The organism is Metapseudomonas boanensis (assembly GCF_018704125.1).
In the GTDB taxonomy this organism is placed as follows: domain Bacteria; phylum Pseudomonadota; class Gammaproteobacteria; order Pseudomonadales; family Pseudomonadaceae; genus Metapseudomonas; species Metapseudomonas boanensis.
The window spans coordinates 82,973-100,904 of sequence record NZ_JAGTIS010000009.1 but is presented as its reverse complement, the minus strand read 5'-3'; the positions used below and the strand labels follow the sequence as shown (position 1 = coordinate 100,904).

Sequence of the window (17,932 nt, the reverse complement as noted above, 5' to 3'; positions counted from 1 at the left end):
TGTGGGTGTGAACTCATTCGCAAAGGGCTGCACCGCCGCCATTTTGATTACCAGGCGAATGAATTCGCTCCTACGACAAACGGCCAGCGCAGCGCCCTGCCCATTCCCCGCACTTGCCGCCGCCCCGCGGCCTGACGTCCAATAGCGGCTCGAAGGAGAGGAGCCTCCCATGTCGCGTCACGCCACTACCCGCAAGCCTCGCGCCAGCAGCCAACTGCGTATCACCGGGATACTCGACGCCGCCCGCACCCTGCTCGCAGAGCAAGGCGTTGCCAACTTGTCGATCTACACCGTCGCTGAGCGCGCGGAGATGCCCCCCTCCTCCGTCTACCATTTCTTCTCCAGCGTGCCGGCCATCCTCGAGGCCCTTACCACAGACGTGCATGCCGCTTTCCGCGCCTGCCTGCAGCAACCCATCGCCCATGACGGCCTGCGCCACTGGCGCGATCTATCACGGCTGGTGGAGGAGCGCATGCTGTCGATCTATGCCGCCGATGCCGCGGCGCGCCAACTGATCCTGGCCCAACACGGCCTCACCGAGGTGACCCAGGCCGACCGCCAGCACGACATCGAACTCGGCCGGCTGATGCACATCCTCTTCGAGCGCCATTTCGAACTGCCGACCCTGCCCGACGATATCGACGTCTTCGCTCTGGCCATGGAACTGGGCGACCGTGTCTATGCCCGCTCGGTGCAGCTACACGGCGAAATCACCCCGCGCCTGGCCGAGGAGGGCATGCGGGTGTTCGATGCCTACCTCGGCCTCTACCTGCCGCCCTTCCTACCCAAACGCCCGGCCCCGAAAGCGGACTAATTGGACATAAATCGGATATTTATCCGTTTAATAATCGATCACTGCGCTGCAATAGAAAAATTACGCTTCTAATACGGATTTTTATCGACTATAAAGTCAGCATCCGAACGGCGGGCACCGCCCCGCCGACACGGCATTGCCACAGGTCGTCTGCTAGGTTCTAACGACCTATTCGTAATCGTCCTTACGAGGTGTTCCATGTCCCGCATCGTTACCGTCGCCGCTACCCAGATGGCCTGCTCCTGGGATCGCGCCGCGAATATCGCCAACGCCGAGAAGCTGGTCCGCCAGGCCGCCGCCAAGGGCGCGCAGATCATCCTGATCCAGGAACTCTTCGAGACCCCCTATTTCTGCCAGAAGCCCAATGCGGACTACCTGTTGCTGGCGACCCCAGCTGAAGTCAATGAAGCCATCGCGCACTTCCAGAAGGTCGCCAAAGAGCTTGAAGTCGTGCTGCCCATCAGCTTCTTCGAGCTGGCCGGCCGCGCACGCTTCAACAGCATCGCGATCATCGACGCCGATGGCAGCAACCTCGGCATCTACCGCAAGAGCCACATCCCGGATGGCCCGGGCTACCACGAGAAGTACTACTTCAACCCGGGCGACACCGGCTTCAAGGTGTGGAACACCCGCTACGCCAAGATCGGCGTCGGTATCTGCTGGGACCAGTGGTACCCAGAGAGCGCGCGCTGCATGGCACTGCTCGGCGCCGAAATTCTCTTCTACCCGACCGCCATCGGTAGCGAGCCGCATGACCCCAACATCATTTCTCGCGATCATTGGCAGCGTGTGCAGCAAGGCCATGCCGGCGCCAACCTGATGCCGCTGGTGGCTTCCAACCGCATCGGCAAGGAAGAGCAGGACGGTTACGACATCACCTTCTACGGCTCCTCCTTCATCGCCAACCAGTTCGGCGAAAAAGTCGAGGAACTGGACCAGACCGAGGAAGGTATCCTGGTGCATAGCTTCGACCTCGACCAGCTTGAGCGCGTACGCAGCGCCTGGGGTGTGTTCCGTGACCGTCGCCCGAACCTCTATGGCCCGATCAAGACCCTGGACGGCTCGCTGGCGTCCTGATTCCAGCCACGGGGCCCTGGTCCGCTGCCGCAGGATGCCTGCTGTAGCGGGCCCGGCCCTGGCCCCAGTTCGCAAATAGAGGTGGACCGATGAACACACTGAACAGCCTCCCGCGCGACGACGGCTTCCGCATGCCTGCCGAGTGGGAAACGCACAGCCAGACCTGGATGGTCTGGCCCGAGCGGCCGGATAACTGGCGCCTGGGCGGCAAGCCCGCGCAGGAAGCCTTCACCGCTGTGGCCAAGGCCATCGCACGCTTCGAGCCGGTGACCGTTTGCGTCTCCGCCGGCCAGTACGAGAACGCCCGCGCCCGCCTGGACGAGCCGAACATCCGCGTGGTGGAAATCAGCACCGACGACGCCTGGGTGCGCGACACCGGCCCGACCTTCGTGGTCAATGGCCAGGGTGACGTACGTGGCGTGGACTGGACCTTCAACGCCTGGGGCGGCTTCGACGGCGGCCTCTACTTCCCCTGGAACCGCGATGACCAGGTGGCGCGCAAGGTCCTCGAGATCGAGCACAGCAAGCGCTACCGCACCGACGGCTTCGTGCTGGAAGGCGGCTCCATCCACGTGGATGGCGAAGGCACGCTGATCACCACTGAAGAATGCCTGCTGAACAAGAATCGCAACCCGCACCTCGACCGCGAGCAGATCGAGGCAGTGCTGCGCGAGCACCTGGCGGTAGACACCATCATCTGGCTGCCGGACGGTCTGTATAACGACGAGACCGACGGCCATGTGGACAACTTCTGCTGCTACGTTCGCCCGGGTGAAGTGCTGCTGGCCTGGACCGACGACCCGCAGGACCCGAACTACCCGCGTTGCCAGGCAGCGATGAAGGTGCTGGAAAGCGCCCGCGACGCCAAGGGCCGCCAGCTGGTCGTGCACAAGATGCCAATTCCAGGCCCGATCTACGCCACCGAGGAAGAATGCGCGGGCGTCGATCTGGTGGAAGGCACCCAGGAGCGCGATCCGTCGATCCGCCTTGCCGGATCCTACGTCAACTTCCTGATCGTCAACGGCGGCATCATCGCGCCGAAGTTCGACGATGCGAAGGACGCCACGGCCGAGGCGATCCTCGCGCGCGTGTTCCCGGAGCATGAAGTGGTCATGGTGCCAGGCCGGGAGATCCTCCTCGGCGGCGGTAACATCCACTGCATCACCCAGCAGCAACCGGCGCCGCAACAGCGCTGAGCGAAGCTGACGGTAGCCCCTTCGTTAACGCGAGGGGGTTGGCCCGACCAGGATCGATCAATCCCATCGATTGATCGATCAATCGAATACCCCCTAGACTGCGCCCTCCCAAATCCGCAGAGCATGGTGGAAATCCCTGATGCCCAAGGTCGGAATGCAGCCGATCCGCCGTTCGCAGTTGATCCAGGCCACCCTCGAGGCCGTCGACCAGGTCGGCATGAGCGATGCCAGCATCGCCTACATCGCCCGTCTCGCCGGCGTTTCCAACGGCATCATCAGCCACTACTTCCGGGACAAGAACGGCCTGCTGGAAGCCACAATGCGTCACCTGATGGCCGCCCTCAGCAGTGCGGTGCGCCAGCGTCGCACCAGGCTGCGGGACGATAGCCCACGTGCGCAGCTGCGGGCCATCGTTGAAGGCAACTTCGATGACAGCCAGGTCAGTGGCCCGGCCATGAAAACCTGGCTGGCGTTCTGGGCCAGCAGCATGCACCAGCCGGCACTGCGCCGCTTGCAGCGGATCAACGACCACCGGCTTTACTCCAATCTCTGCTGTGAGTTCCGCCGTGTACTGCCGCTCGACGAGGCCCGCGCCGCGGCGCGGGGCATGGCCGCGCTGATCGACGGCCTGTGGCTGCGAAGTGCGCTATCTGGCGATGCGTTCCAAACCGAGCAGGCCCTGCGGATCGCCTTCGAATACCTCGACCTGCAGTTGGCCAAGGCAGCACCCCGCAGGATGGGTTGAGCCTGTGTGCTGCCAGGACAGCTAGATAACGATTGCCGGGACACGTAGGCAAGGGTTTGCCCATGATCATCCTGGCCGGACATCTGCGATACCCATCAAGCAGCTGCCAATTCCCTTCGTTGAGTATCGCTGCGCTCACCGGAGTGCTGCCTGACCCGTCCTACCCATGCGAAACGAAAAAGCCCAGTCACTGGACTGGGCTTTTTCGTTACCACTGGCAAAGGATCAGGCCGCTTCGCCACGCAGTGCTGGCCGCACCGTCGGGACCGGCTGGGTCGCCGCCAGGTCGGCCTTCATCGCCTTGAGCAGGGCGAACATATACAGCAACAGCACAACCGAGAACGGCAGCCCCGCCAACACCACCACGGTCTGCATGGCGGTGAAGTTACCGGCGAACAACAGGCCGATGGTCACCAGGGTCACCAGCGCGGACCAGAAGATCCGCAGCCAGTTCGGCGCGTCTTCGTCGAGATCGCCCTCCTCACGAGAGAGGTTGGCCAGCATCACCGAGCCGGAGTCAGCCGGAGTGAGGAAGAGCACGAAGCCGACGCAGATCGAGAGGCCGATCACCACCTTGGACCAGGGGTAATGCTCCAGAAGCAGGTAGATCGACATCGCCGGCTGTTCCAGCGCCGCCTTGCCAAGATCTGCCGCGTTCTGGTTCATCACCAGCTCCAGGGCGCTGTTGCCGAACACCGACAGCCAGGCCAGGGTGAAGCCCAGCGGGATCAGCAGTACACCACACACCAGCTCGCGCACGGTACGACCACGCGAGATACGGGCCACGAACATGCCCACGAAGGGGGCCCAGGAAATCCACCACGCCCAGTAGAACAGGGTCCACAGGCCCATCCACTCTTCGCTCTTGCCGGACTGGCCGGTATAGACGTAGAGGTCGAAGGTCTTCAGCACCAGGCCGTTGAGGTAGTCGCCCAGGTTCTGTACGAAACCGTTGAGCAGGTGCAGGGTATCCCCCGCGAGCAGCACGAACACCAGCAGACCGCTGAACAGAATGATGTTCAGGTTCGACAGGCGACGGATGCCCTTCTCGATGCCGGACACCGCAGCCAGGGTGGCCACCGCGCTCATCACGAGGATCACCGACAACAGCGCGCCCTGGCTGTGCGGAAAGCCGAACAGGTACTCAAGGCCGGAGGAGACCTGCAGGGAACCGATACCGAGGTTGGTCACCAGGCCCAGCAGGGTCACGAAGATGCCAAAGCAATCCACCGCGTTACCCACTGAGCCCTTCATCAGGCGCTCGCCGAACAGCGGATAGAGCGCTGAACGCAGGGCCAGCGGCTGTTTGTGGCGATAGGCGAAATAGCCGACCGCCAGGCCCACCAGCGCATAGATCGCCCAGCCGTGTACGCCCCAGTGCAGGAAAGTCAGCTGCAGCGCCTGGCGCGCAGCGGACTGGCTGCCCGGCTCGCCTTCCGGCGGGTTGTAGAGGTGGTCGATGGGCTCGGAGGCGGCGAAATAGAGCAGCGAAATGCCGATCCCGGAGGAGAACAGCATGCCGGCCCAGGCGCCGTAACTGAAGTCGGGCCTGTCGTCATCGGCACCCAGGCGCAGATGGCCGTAGCGGGAGAACGCCACGTAAAGCACGAAGAACAGATAAGCGCCGATGGCCAGCATGTAGTACCAGCCGAAGCTGCGCGACAGCCAGCTCTGGGCCTGGCCGAGCCAGGCACCTGCGCTGTCGGGGAATGCGATCAAGGCAACCGTGAGAAGCACGATCAGCGCAGTGGACCCGAAGAACACGACCGGATTCAGGCGCACCTTCCCGTGGCTTTTTGTTGTTGGAGAAGCAGTACTCATTTGGAGATTGGCTCCAGGGGCAGTGAAAGCAGGCGCCTGTTGGGCGCAACGACAGTCCCACACCACCGTCCGAGGTCAGGTCGATGGCCTGAAAAAGGTGCGGCGAACTGCCGCATCCCGTTCCATGGTGCGCAGCTTATTCTTTGTTGTTTGAACGTTCAATAAAAATAAAGTAGGCTGGATTTCAACCCACCCGGATACGCCGGAGAGGAGGAGCCCCCATGCCCAAGATTGGAATGCAGCCACTGCGCCGCACCCAGCTGATCCACGCGACCCTCGAGGCCGTCGACCAGGTTGGGATGAGTGACGCCAGCATTTCCTACATCGCCCGCCTGGCGGGGGTCTCCAACGGCATCATCAGCCACTATTTCCAGGACAAGAACGGCCTGCTGGAAGCCACCATGCGCTTCCTCATGAACGACTTGCAGGAGGCGGTGCGCAAGCGCCGCGAAGCCATGCGCGATAAATCCCCGCGCGGCTATTTGCGTTCGATCATCGACGGCAACTTCGACGAAACCCAGGTCAACGGCCCGGCCATGAAGACCTGGCTGGCGTTCTGGGCCAGCAGCATGCACCAGCCATCGCTGCGCCGTTTGCAGCGCATCAACGACCTCCGCCTCTACTCGAATCTCTGCTGGCAGTTCCGCCGCGAGCTCGACGTAGAAAGCGCCCGTACCGCCGCTCGTGGCCTGGCTGCGCTGATCGACGGCCTGTGGCTGCGCGGCGCGCTGTCCGGAGAGGCCTTCGATACTGAGCAGGCCCGCCGGCTCGCTTACGAATTCCTTGATCAACAACTGGCCAAGCAGGCGGCTTGAACCGCCCGGCCGCCTTGCGCCCACAAGACCTAGAGAGGACAACCACCATGGCCCGATTCGAAGAACAGAAGCTCTACATTGGCGGCCGCTACGTCGACTCCACCAGCGGCAGCAGCTTCGAGACCGTGAACCCAGCCAATGGTGAAGTGCTGGCCACTGTCCAGCGTGCCGGCAAGGACGACGTCGAGCGCGCCGTCGCCAGCGCTGTCGAAGGCCAGAAGGTCTGGGCTGCGATGACCGCCATGCAGCGCTCGCGCATCCTGCGCCGCGCAGTGGAGATCCTCCGTGAGCGCAACGACGAACTGGCCGAGCTGGAGACCCTGGACACCGGCAAGCCGCTGGCCGAAACCCGCGCCGTGGACATCGTGACCGGCGCCGACGTGATCGAGTACTACGCCGGCCTGATCCCTGCCATTGAAGGCGAGCAGATCCCGCTGCGCGAAACCAGCTTCGTCTACACCCGCCGCGAGCCCCTGGGCGTGGTCGCTGGTATCGGCGCTTGGAACTACCCCGTGCAGATCGCCATGTGGAAATCCGCCCCGGCCCTGGCCGCCGGCAACGCCATGATCTTCAAGCCCAGCGAAGTCACCCCGCTGACCGCCCTGAAGCTAGCCGAAATCTACACCGAAGCCGGCGTGCCGGACGGTGTGTTCAACGTCCTCACCGGCAGCGGCCGTGAAGTCGGCCAGTGGCTGACCGAGCACCCGCTGATCGAGAAGATCTCCTTCACCGGCGGCACCTCCACCGGCAAGAAGGTTATGGCCAGCGCCTCCAGTTCCTCGCTGAAGGAAGTGACCATGGAGCTGGGCGGCAAGTCGCCACTGATCATCTTCGACGACGCCGACCTCGACCGTGCCGCCGACATCGCCGTCATGGCCAACTTCTTCAGCTCCGGCCAGGTCTGCACCAACGGCACCCGCGTATTCATCCCGCGCGCCCTGCAGGCCGAATTCGAAGCCAAGGTGGTCGAGCGCGTGAAGCGCATTCGCCTGGGCAACCCGGAAGACGCCAACACCAACTTCGGCCCGCTGACCAGCTTCGCCCACATGGAAAGCGTGCTTGGCTATATCGAAGCCGGCCGCAAGGAAGGCGCGCGCCTGCTGATCGGCGGCGAGCGCGTCACCGACGGCGAATTCGCCAAAGGCGCCTACGTCGCCGCGACCGTATTCACCGACTGCACCGATGACATGACCATCGTTCGCGAAGAAATCTTCGGGCCGGTGATGAGCATCCTCGCCTACGACACCGAGGAAGAAGTCATTCGCCGCGCCAACGACACCGAATACGGCCTCGCCGCCGGCGTCGTCACCCGCGACCTGGCCCGCGCCCACCGAGTGATCCACAAGCTGGAAGCCGGTATCTGCTGGATCAACACCTGGGGCGAGTCGCCTGCCGAGATGCCCGTCGGTGGCTACAAGCAGTCCGGCGTTGGTCGCGAGAACGGTCTGACCACCCTGGCTCACTACACCCGCATCAAGTCTGTCCAAGTCGAATTGGGCGACTACTACTCGGTGTTCTGACCCATGCCAGCCTGGACGAAGCCCTGGAAGCGTGAACGCCATGCTTCCAGCCTTCCTCCGGGCTATGGCCCCGGTAGCCCGGCGTAATCCGGGAAGAAGTTTGCCGCGCCCCGGAGCCACTCCGGGTCATTTAGCAGGTAAGTCACATGTCACAAGAATTCGATTACATCATTGTTGGCGCCGGTTCTGCCGGTAACGTCCTGGCCACCCGCCTGACCGAAGACGCCGACGTCAGCGTGCTGCTCCTCGAAGCTGGCGGCCCTGACTATCGCCTGGACTTCCGCACCCAGATGCCCGCCGCCCTCGCCTACCCACTGCAGGGCCGCCGCTACAACTGGGCCTACGAGACGGATCCAGAGCCCTACATGAACAACCGCCGCATGGAGTGCGGCCGTGGCAAGGGCCTGGGCGGCTCCTCGCTGATCAACGGCATGTGCTACATCCGCGGCAACGCCATGGACTTCGACAGCTGGGCCAAGGCGCCGGGCCTGGAAGACTGGACCTACCTGGACTGCTTGCCTTACTTCCGCAAGGCGGAAACCCGCGACATCGGCCCGAACGACTATCACGGCGGCGAAGGCCCGGTGAGCGTGACCACGCCCAAGGCCGGCAACAACCCACTGTTCCACGCCATGATCGAGGCCGGCGTGCAAGCCGGTTATCCGCGCACCGAAGACCTGAATGGCTACCAACAGGAAGGCTTCGGTCCCATGGACCGGACCGTGACCCCGAAGGGGCGCCGCTCCAGCACCGCCCGCGGCTACCTGGACCAGGCGCGCAACCGCTCCAACCTGACTATCGTTACCCACGCCCAGGCTGACCGCGTGCTGTTCAGCGGCAAGCGTGCCATCGGCGTCGCCTACCTCAAGGGCGATGACAACAGCCCAGTGACCGTGCATGCCCGCCGCGAAGTGCTGGTGTGCAGCGGAGCCATTGCCTCGCCGCAACTGCTGCAACGCTCCGGCGTGGGGCCGGCGTCCCTGCTGCGCGACCTCGACATACCCGTAGTGCATGACCTGCCGGGCGTCGGAGCCAACCTGCAAGACCACCTGGAGCTCTACCTGCAATATGCCTGCAAGGAGCCGGTATCCATGTATCCCGCCCTGCAATGGTGGAACCAGCCGGCGATCGGCGCCGAGTGGCTGTTCCTCGGCAGTGGCAAGGGCGCCAGCAACCATTTCGAAGCGGGCGGTTTCATCCGCACCCGTCCGGAATTCAAGTGGCCGAACATCCAGTACCACTTCCTGCCAGTAGCGATCAATTACAACGGCAGCAACGCGGTGAAGGAGCACGGCTTCCAGGCCCACATGGGCTCCATGCGTTCACCGAGCCGTGGTCGCATCCACCTGAAGTCCAAGGACCCGCGCAAGCACCCGAGCATCCTGTTCAACTACATGTCCGCCGAACAGGACTGGCAGGAATTCCGCGATGGTATCCGCATCACCCGCGAGATCATGGCGCAGCCTGCGCTGGACCCGTTCCGTGGCCGCGAACTTAGCCCGGGCGCACACCTCAAGAGCGATGCCGAACTGGACGAATTCATCCGCACCCACGCGGAAACCGCCTTCCACCCCTCCTGCTCCTGCAAGATGGGCACCGACGACATGGCGGTAGTGGATGGCCAGGGCCGCGTGCACGGCATGGAAGGCCTGCGTGTGGTGGACGCCTCGATCATGCCGGAGATCATCACCGGCAACCTCAACGCGACCACCATCATGATCGCCGAGAAGATCGCCGACAAAATCCGCGGCCGCAAAGGCCTGCCTCGCAGCAAGGCGAAGTACTACGTTGCCGGTGAAAAGCCGGTGCGCGGCACCCCCGCTCGCCAGCTGTAAGGTAGCCGCCTGAATGAAACGGCCCCTGGCGCACCACGCCAGGGGCCGTTTCGTTTTGGAGACAGGCAGCCTTGCAGGCTGCATCACGAATGAATTCGCCCCGACGGGACATGCGCGGTGCCTATGGACTGCACGAACCGCGCCCCTCTCCTTCTGGGAGAGGGGCCGGGGGTGAGGGTAGCCCCGCCCCGCTAGCCCCCCCTACTCCGGCAACTCCTGCCGAATCATCCAATGCCCCGAGGGTGGCATCAGGCGACCGAAGTCAAAGCGCTTCAGATTCGCCTGGTCGATTACCTCGATCAGCGGGCTGACCCGCACCGGCGATTGCTTTCCCTCCAGGGCCCGCACTGCCAAGTCGATTGCGACCCGCGCCTGGATGACTGGCGAATCCGTAGGCGCTGCGAGGATCCCGCCATCCCTGATGGACTCCAGAATCCGCTCAGTGGCGTAGAGCGACACCACCTGGGCGCGATAGCGCGAACCACCGCTGCGCACCAGTTGGGCCGCGAAGGCCGCAGCCTCGGCATTCCCCAGGATGTAATCGAGCTCGGGCTCGCGCGCCAGCAGCTGGCGCACCAGCACCGCCTGGGTCGAGCGATCCACCGGGCCATAACCGCCCGATACGAGCGTCACCGAACCACCTTTGAGTGCAGCCTGCAGACCACGCTCGGCGTCCGCAACCCAGCCGGCATCCTGTGGCCCGGGCAGCCAGCCTACGCGCACCGCGCGTCCGCCACTGTGACGTTGGATATAGGCAAGCGCCGCCTTGGCCATATCGGCGAAGTCCACCTGTGAGCGGGCACTGATGCCGGGACAGTCGATGCGGTTGACCAGATCGATCACCGGGACGCCATCGCGGTGCAGCAGGGCGATCTCGTCACACAACCCCTGGGTATTGATGGCGGCGACCACATAGGCATCGGCGGCAAGCTGGATGCAGCGAGTCAGCTGCGCCCGCTGCATATCTGGGTATTGGTAGCCGCCCGCTTCATAGACCCCAAGCTGCACGCCCTGGCGTCGCGCCTCCTCGTGGAGTCCCCAGGCTACGCCCCACCAATAGCGGTCCATGCCATGGGGCAGCAACGCACAAATACGCCAGGGCTTGCTCGCCTGCATCAACGGTCGGTAGCTGGCCGAACGGCCATCGACCTGGGCCTCCAGCGGAAACCATTCCGCCGCGCGCAGAGGCAGGTGCAACAGCAGCAAACTGAAGAGGCAGAGCACACGCATCGCAAGCGCCTTGGCAGCCAACGGTAGGAAGAAGAACTGTCGCAAGGGTAGCAGGCCAGCGCAATCCATCTTTGACGTGGGATGAAAGCTCATTCCGTCTCCGAGCGGGGAGCCGAGGCGCCTTCCTGCTAAACTGCGCAGCCATTCGCCCCAGCAGACCATCAACGTGACCACCGCCGCCTTCAGCACCCTGCCCTTGTCCGCCGTTACCCTGGCCAATCTCGACACCCTCGGCTACAGGGAAATGACGCCCATCCAGGCGCAGAGCTTGCCGCTGATCCTCAAAGGGCACGACCTGATCGCCCAGGCCAAGACCGGCAGCGGCAAGACTGCCACCTTCGGCATCGGCCTGCTGGAGCCGCTCAATCCGCGCTTCTTCGGCTGCCAGGCGCTGGTCCTGTGCCCCACTCGCGAACTGGCCGACCAGGTTGCCAAGGAAATTCGCCGCCTGGCCCGCGGCCACGGCAACATCAAGGTGCTGACGCTGTGCGGCGGCGTGCCCTTCGGCCCGCAGGTCGGCTCCCTCGAGCATGGCGCGCACATCATCGTCGGCACCCCGGGCCGGGTGCAGGAACACCTGCGCAAGGGCACCCTGGTCCTCGACGGGCTGAACACCCTGGTGCTGGACGAAGCCGACCGCATGCTCGACATGGGCTTCTACGACAGCATCGCCGAGATCATTGGGCAGACACCGGCGAAACGGCAGACCCTGCTGTTCTCCGCGACCTACCCGGCCGGGATCGAACAGTTGGCCAAGACTTTCATGCGCAACCCGCAACAGGTCAAGGTCGAAGCCCTGCACGACGACAACCAGATCGAGCAGCGCTTCTACGAAATCGACCCACGCCAGCGGATGGACGCCGTCCTGCGCCTGCTGCAACAGGTGCGCCCGCAATCCTGCGTCGCCTTCTGTCACACCCGCCAGCAGTGCCAGGAGCTGGAGGCCCATCTGCAATCCCATGGTGTATCGGCGCAGTCGCTGCATGGCGATCTGGAACAGCGCGAGCGTGACCAGGTGCTGGCCCTGTTCGCCAACCAGAGTTGCAGTGTGCTGGTGGCCACCGACGTCGCTGCGCGCGGGCTGGATATCGCCGGGCTGGAAGCGGTGATCAACGTCGAACTGTCGCGCGACCCGGAAGTGCACATTCACCGCATCGGTCGCAGCGGCCGTGCCGGTGAGAAAGGTCTGGCCCTGAGTCTGGTAGCACCCGCCGAGGCCAATCGCGCCCAGGCCATCGAAGACCTGCAGAAGGCCCCGCTGAACTGGCAGCGGCTGGACGAGCTGGTGGTGAAGAACAAAGAGCCGCTGCTGCCGCCCATGGTGACCCTGTGCATCAACGGTGGCCGCAAGGAGAAGCTGCGTCCTGCCGACATTCTCGGCGCCCTGACCGGCGAGGCAGGCATTCCCGGCAGCCAGGTGGGCAAGATCGCTATCTTCGACTTCCAGGCCTTCGTCGCGGTGGAGCGCGGTATCGCCAAGCAGGCACTCAAGCGCCTTAGCGATGGCAAGATCAAGGGCCGTTCCTACAAGGTGCGAACCCTCTGAACAATCGGGAGGCGCACGGTCTTCACTCGAAACCGTGTCGCCTGAAGATCGCCGCGTAGCTGCCGTCCTCCCTCATTGCCCGCACTGAGCGGTTGAAGTCCTCGACCAACTGCCGGTGGCGCGGGTGGCTGCGGCGGACCAGGATGTGCAGGCCGTTCTCGCTCAGTGGCCGGGGCAGGAACTCCAGTTGATCACTGACTGCCTTGAGCTCGCGTTTGAGGTGGAAGCGCGCAACCCACTCGTCCTCCAGGGTCAAGTCGACGCGACCGGCCGCAAGCATCCTTGCGGCCATCAGGAAGTCCTGCACCGGCACCTTGTTCAGCGTCGCATCGTTATCGAAGGTAGCGGAGTAGCTGTAGCCGCGCCCGACGGCAATGCTGTGCGAGCCAAGGTCTGCCCTATTGGCAAACTCGACAGGCGTACCCTTGCGCTTGAGGAACAGGATCCGGTTGGTCAGGTAGGGTTCGGAGAACAGGCCATAGCGGGCCCGCTCATCGCTGTACCAGGCGCTGACGATCAGGTCGTAATCATCCTGCTGCAGCCCGCGCAGGGCTCGGACCCAAGGCACCTCGACATATTCGGTGGTATGCCCGGCCCGCTTGAATGCGGCGCTGACCACCTCGCTCGCCAGGCCGTTGCCGACCAGGCGCGCATCGGTAAAAGGCGGCCAGACATTTGCAGCCATGCGCAGTTGCTCAGCCCGGGCACCGCCCAGGGCGAAAAGCAGGGCGATAAAGACTACACCACAGCGTCTTCTCATCCATGGCATCCGAAAGTGATTGTTGGCCGGTAGACCCACCTAGCCTGCACCAAATCCTGGGGCGCGGCCAGTCAAGCCAGCACCATCGTGCAAGCAAACACGAACCCTGGATCTGACTCGACGCACCTGCAAGAAGACAAATCGATCTCCCATCCACGATGCGGCTGACAGCACGCGCCGAAGCCCTTAGGCTGTAGCCGGCAACACAGCCGCAACCGGACATCAGCCCACAAGGCCGCCATGCCCTCGACCCGACTTACAGAATCACTTCGCCGCCTGTGGGCGCTGGACAAATTCAGCTACAGCCTGCGCGTCTTCGTTGCCCTTACCGGGAGCATGGCGCTGTGCTGGCAGCAGGACCGCATGGACCTGCTGATCCCGTTGTTCCTCGGCATCATCGCCAGTGCCTTGGCCGAAACCGACGACAACTGGCAGGGCCGCCTGACCGCACTGCTGGTGATCCTGGGCTGCTTCAGCCTGGCCTCGCTGTCGGTGGAGTTGCTGTTTCCCTATCCCTGGGTCTTCGTCAGCGCCCTGGCCCTGGCCAGTTTCGGCCTGACCATGCTCGGCGCTCTCGGCGAGCGCTACGCCACCATCGCCTCGGCCACGCTGATTCTCTCGATCTACACCATGATTGGCGTCGACCAGCGCGACGGCGCCCCCACCAACCTTTGGCAAGAACCGCTGCTGCTGGTGGCCGGTGCCGCCTGGTACGGTCTGCTCTCCGTCCTCTGGCAAGCGTTGTTCACCCACCAGCCGGTGCAACAGAGCCTAGCCCGGCTGTACCGTGAACTGGGGCAGTACCTCAAGCTCAAGTCCGCCCTGCTCGAGCCAGTGCGCCACCTGGATGTCGAAGCGCGCCGCCTGGCCCTGGCCCAGCAGAACGGCCGCGTAGTCGCCGCGCTCAATGCCGCCAAGGAAATCATTCTGCACCGGGTTGGCAACGGCCGCCCCGGCCCCAAGGTCAACCGCTACCTGAAGCTGTATTTCCTGGCCCAGGACATCCACGAGCGCGCCAGCTCATCACACCACCCCTACAACGAATTGGCCGAGACCTTCTTCCACAGCGACGTGCTGTTCCGCTGCCAGCGTCTGCTGCGCCAGCAAGGCGGCGCCTGTCAGGCCCTGGGTCGGGCCATCCAGATGCGCCAGCCGTTCGACTATCTGGACGGCACCCAGGCCCTGGAAGACCTCAAGAAATCGCTCGACCACCTGCGTCTGCAGAGCAACCCCGCCTGGCGCGGCCTGCTGCGCTCGCTCAGCGCGCTGGCCGGCAACCTCGCCACCCTCGACCGACTGCTGACCGACGCGAGCAACCCCGATGCCCTCGCAGAGGCACAGGACAGCAGCCTGCTGGACCGCTCGCCGAAAGGGCTCAAGGATGTCTGGGAACGTCTGAAACAGAACCTCACGCCTACCTCGCTGGTGTTTCGTCACGCCTTGCGCATGGCCCTGGCGCTCTCCGCCGGCTATGGCGTACTGCACCTGATACACCCGACCCAGGGCTACTGGATCCTGCTGACTACAGTCTTCGTCTGCCAACCCAACTTCGGCGCGACACGACGTAAGCTCGTGCAACGGATCGCGGGCACCCTGATCGGCCTGGCCCTCGGCTGGGCGCTGTTCGATCTGTTCCCCAACGCCCTGGCACAATCAGTTTTTGCGGTGATCGCCGGCGTGGTGTTCTTCGCCACTCGCGCCACGCGCTACACGCTGGCCACGGCCGCCATCACCCTGCTGGTGCTGTTTTGCTTCAACCAGATCGGCGACAGCTACGGGCTGTTCCTCCCGCGCCTGGTGGATACCCTGCTGGGCAGCCTGATCGCCGGCCTCGCGGTGATCTTCATCCTCCCCGACTGGCAAGGTCGACGCCTCAACCAGGTGGTGGCCAACACTCTGAGCTGCAACAGCCGCTATCTGCGCCAGATCATGCAGCAGTACGCCAGCGGCAAGCGCGACGACCTCGCCTACCGCCTGGCCCGGCGCAACGCACACAATGCCGACGCAGCGCTGTCCACCACGCTATCGAACATGCTGATGGAGCCCGGCCATTTCCGGAAGGAGGCGGATATCGGTTTCCGCTTCCTGGTGCTCTCCCACACCCTGCTCAGCTACCTCTCTGCCCTTGGCGCGCATCGTGGCGAACAGCCGGGGGAAGCCCTAACCCCGGTCTCCGAACAGGCCGCCGAACAGATAGCCGAGAGTCTCGACTGCATCGCCCAGGGGCTCGCCGACCGGCGCCCAATCAGCATCCATCGAGATGAAGAAGAGACACTGGCCAAGGCTCTGGAGCAGCTCCCGGAAGACATGAACGACCGCCCCCGCCTGGTGCAGACCGAACTCGGCCTGATCTGCCGCCAGCTCGGCCCGCTGCGGACCCTGGCGGCGCACCTGTTGAGTGAGAGGAAGGTGGCGTGAAAGCGCTTGGCAGGGCCTTGCCCTGCTGTTCTTGTCGGCCTTCGGCAGCTTCCCATTCCTGGATCATCCGTTTCCCAGCCAGCTCCAGCCCAGCCGTCACTCCCCACCCCATAGAGTCATTGCCTTCTGCACCCTGAGGGCAATGGAAATGCCGAGCGACGATCGTCTGAAGGGCCGTGCATCTCGAGCCGGCCAGATCTACCACATCACCACTACCACTAAAGGGCGAGCGCCGTTGTTCAGGAACTTCGCTATGGCCCGCCTGGTCATCGCCGAAATGCGACGCCTGCAAGAACAGAACCTGCTCCATTCCATCGCTTGGGTACTGATGCCTGAGCACCTGCACTGGCTGCTGCAACTCAACGGGCCGGTTGCCATATCCACTGCGGTCAAGGTGCTCAAGGGGCGCTCTTCCCGGCAGTTGGGCCATTTTCTGCCGGGTTCCCAACCGATCTGGCAGAAGGGATTTCACGATCACGCCCTGCGTAGGGAGGAAGACATCCGCAAGGTCGCCCGCTATATCGTGGCTAATCCCCTGCGGGCCGGACTGGTGGAACAGATAGGCGACTACCCCTTCTGGGATGCTCACTGGCTTTGAGTTGGGGCAACGCTACGCCCCCACAAAAGTCGACACCCCCGCATAGCCGTTACTCCCCCATCAACTCCTTCACCGTCTCCCCCACCGCCCGCACCGCGGCCTCAAGCGCCGGCGTGGGCTTGGCCGCATAGTTCATGCGCAAGCAGTTCCGGTACTTGCCGGAGGCGGAGAAGATGCTGCCAGCGGCGATCTGCACACCTTTGGGCAGCAGGGCGCGGTTCAGACGCAGAGTGTCGAAGTCCTCACTCAGCTCCACCCATAGCATGAAACTGCCCTGGGGACGGCTGGCGCGGGTGCCTTCGGGGAAGTAGCGCATCACCCAGTCGATCATCTGGTCGCGGCTGTGCTGGTACTGGCTGCGCATTCGCCGCAGGTGAGGTTCGTAATGACCCTTGCCGATGAATTCGGCCAGCGCCATCTGCGGCTGAGTGGCGGTGGCGCCGGTGGAGATGTACTTCATGTGCAGCACCCGGTCGAGGTAGCGGCCCGGCGCGACCCAGCCCACGCGGATCCCCGGCGCCACGGTCTTGGAGAAGGAGCTGCAGAGCAGCACGCGGCCATCCTCGTCGAAGGACTTGATCGTGCGCGGGCGCGGGTAGCGGTAGGCCAGGTCACCGTAGACGTCGTCTTCCAGGATCGCCACGTCATAGCGCTGCGCCAGGGTCACCAACGCCTTTTTGCGGTCCTCCGGCATGATGTAGCCGAGCGGGTTGTTGCAGCTAGGCGTGAGCTGGATCAGCTTGATCGGCCACTGTTCCAAGGCCAGTTCCAACGCCTCCAGGCTGATGCCATTGACCGGGTCGGTCGGCAGCTCCAGGGCTTTCATACCGAAGCCTTTCAAGGCCTGCATGGCGCCGTGGAAGCTCGGCGAATCCACGGCAACGATGTCGCCCGGCTCGCAGATGGAGCGGATCGACACCGACAACGCTTCGTGGCAGCCCGTGGTGATCACAATATCGCTGGCGGGGATCTGACAGCCCGAATCGAGCATCAACCGCGACACCTGCTCGCGCAGGGCCTGGGTGCCGTAGATGCTGTCGTAATACAGGCCGTTGCTGTCCTGTCGACGGCTGATCTGCCCGAGGCTGCGCAGCAGGGGTCGCAAGGTCGGTGAACTAATGTCCGGCATGCCGCGCCCCAGTTGCACCACATTGTCCTGCGCGCTGCGCTTGACCAGATCCAGCACGTCATTCCACTGGGAGACGTCGACCGGCCGCTGCGGGGCTCGGCTGACGGCGGGCAGTGCCGGGGCGTGGCGACGCTGCGGGACGAAATAGCCCGACTTCGGCCGTGGTTCGGCCAGGCCGCTGTCCTCCAGCATCCGGTAAGCCTGCTGTACGGTGCTGAGGCTGACGCCGTGCTCCACGCTCAGCGAGCGCACCGAAGGCAGTCGGTCACCCGGTTGGTAATAGCCTTGCTCGATGCGCTCGCCAAGGGTTTCCGCCAGCTTGATGTAGAGCTTCATGACTGTGCCCTCGCCGTGCCATATAGATTGATACAGCCAGTACAGATGGTCAGTAAATTTACGATTCAGACAGCTAATCATGCAATCTGTAT

The 17,932-nt window shown here is 63.9% G+C and carries 14 protein-coding genes; 10 read left to right on the top strand and 4 right to left on the bottom strand.

Annotated elements, in window-relative coordinates; genetic code table 11:
- Positions 1 to 169 precede the first annotated feature (169 nt).
- From J7302_RS16855 to betI (J7302_RS16840), 4 genes are all read left to right on the top strand, one after another.
- On the top strand, positions 170 to 814 hold the full coding sequence (locus tag J7302_RS16855; RefSeq protein ID WP_215377286.1) for a TetR/AcrR family transcriptional regulator: 645 nt from the start codon (positions 170 to 172) through the stop codon (positions 812 to 814).
- Positions 815 to 1,012: 198 nt separating this feature from the next.
- The gene (aguB, locus tag J7302_RS16850; protein ID WP_215377284.1) at positions 1,013 to 1,891 is read left to right on the top strand and encodes an N-carbamoylputrescine amidase; all 879 of its coding nucleotides are present in this window, start codon (positions 1,013 to 1,015) and stop codon (positions 1,889 to 1,891) included.
- 89 nt (positions 1,892 to 1,980) lie between these two features.
- Positions 1,981 to 3,087: an agmatine deiminase gene (aguA, locus tag J7302_RS16845; protein ID WP_215377282.1), complete on the top strand. Its 1,107-nt coding sequence runs from the start codon at positions 1,981 to 1,983 to the stop codon at positions 3,085 to 3,087.
- A gap of 139 nt (positions 3,088 to 3,226) precedes the next feature.
- On the top strand, positions 3,227 to 3,832 hold the full coding sequence (betI, locus tag J7302_RS16840) for a transcriptional regulator BetI (protein WP_215377279.1): 606 nt from the start codon (positions 3,227 to 3,229) through the stop codon (positions 3,830 to 3,832).
- A gap of 225 nt (positions 3,833 to 4,057) precedes the next feature.
- On the opposite strand, the gene J7302_RS16835 is transcribed toward betI (J7302_RS16840), so the two are convergent.
- Entirely contained in the window at positions 4,058 to 5,596 is a 1,539-nt protein-coding gene (locus J7302_RS16835) for a BCCT family transporter (protein WP_215377531.1), read from the bottom strand.
- Between the two features lie 278 nt (positions 5,597 to 5,874).
- Here J7302_RS16835 and betI (J7302_RS16830) point away from each other — a divergent pair, with 278 nt between their 5' ends.
- The 3 genes from betI (J7302_RS16830) (at position 5,875) to betA (ending at position 9,823) form a co-directional block, all read left to right on the top strand.
- Positions 5,875 to 6,468, top strand: coding sequence for a transcriptional regulator BetI (gene betI, locus J7302_RS16830; RefSeq protein ID WP_215377277.1), 594 nt, complete (start codon positions 5,875 to 5,877; stop codon positions 6,466 to 6,468).
- 47 nt (positions 6,469 to 6,515) lie between these two features.
- Complete coding sequence (betB, locus tag J7302_RS16825; protein ID WP_215377275.1) at positions 6,516 to 7,988, top strand: betaine-aldehyde dehydrogenase; 1,473 nt, start codon at positions 6,516 to 6,518, stop codon at positions 7,986 to 7,988.
- 146 nt (positions 7,989 to 8,134) lie between these two features.
- Complete coding sequence (betA, locus tag J7302_RS16820) at positions 8,135 to 9,823, top strand: choline dehydrogenase (RefSeq protein WP_215377272.1); 1,689 nt, start codon at positions 8,135 to 8,137, stop codon at positions 9,821 to 9,823.
- A gap of 201 nt (positions 9,824 to 10,024) precedes the next feature.
- Here betA and torT read toward each other — a convergent pair whose 3' ends face one another.
- On the bottom strand, positions 10,025 to 11,146 hold the full coding sequence (gene torT / locus J7302_RS16815; protein WP_251702114.1) for a TMAO reductase system periplasmic protein TorT: 1,122 nt from the start codon (positions 11,144 to 11,146) through the stop codon (positions 10,025 to 10,027).
- A 73-nt stretch (positions 11,147 to 11,219) separates the two neighbouring features.
- Here torT and dbpA point away from each other — a divergent pair, with 73 nt between their 5' ends.
- The gene (dbpA, locus tag J7302_RS16810) at positions 11,220 to 12,599 is read left to right on the top strand and encodes an ATP-dependent RNA helicase DbpA (RefSeq protein ID WP_215377269.1); all 1,380 of its coding nucleotides are present in this window, start codon (positions 11,220 to 11,222) and stop codon (positions 12,597 to 12,599) included.
- A 22-nt stretch (positions 12,600 to 12,621) separates the two neighbouring features.
- Here dbpA and J7302_RS16805 read toward each other — a convergent pair whose 3' ends face one another.
- A complete protein-coding gene (locus J7302_RS16805; protein WP_251702113.1) occupies positions 12,622 to 13,359 on the bottom strand; it encodes a substrate-binding periplasmic protein in 738 nt (245 codons plus the stop codon).
- Between the two features lie 240 nt (positions 13,360 to 13,599).
- Between J7302_RS16805 and yccS the strand changes: the two genes are divergently transcribed.
- Together yccS and J7302_RS16795 are read left to right on the top strand one after the other, a co-directional pair.
- The gene (gene yccS, locus J7302_RS16800; RefSeq protein WP_215377265.1) at positions 13,600 to 15,777 is read left to right on the top strand and encodes a YccS family putative transporter; all 2,178 of its coding nucleotides are present in this window, start codon (positions 13,600 to 13,602) and stop codon (positions 15,775 to 15,777) included.
- A gap of 142 nt (positions 15,778 to 15,919) precedes the next feature.
- On the top strand, positions 15,920 to 16,375 hold the full coding sequence (locus J7302_RS16795; protein ID WP_215377262.1) for an REP-associated tyrosine transposase: 456 nt from the start codon (positions 15,920 to 15,922) through the stop codon (positions 16,373 to 16,375).
- 49 nt (positions 16,376 to 16,424) lie between these two features.
- Here J7302_RS16795 and J7302_RS16790 read toward each other — a convergent pair whose 3' ends face one another.
- Positions 16,425 to 17,840: an aminotransferase-like domain-containing protein gene (locus tag J7302_RS16790; RefSeq protein ID WP_215377260.1), complete on the bottom strand. Its 1,416-nt coding sequence runs from the start codon at positions 17,838 to 17,840 to the stop codon at positions 16,425 to 16,427.
- Between the last annotated feature and the right edge of the window lie 92 nt (positions 17,841 to 17,932).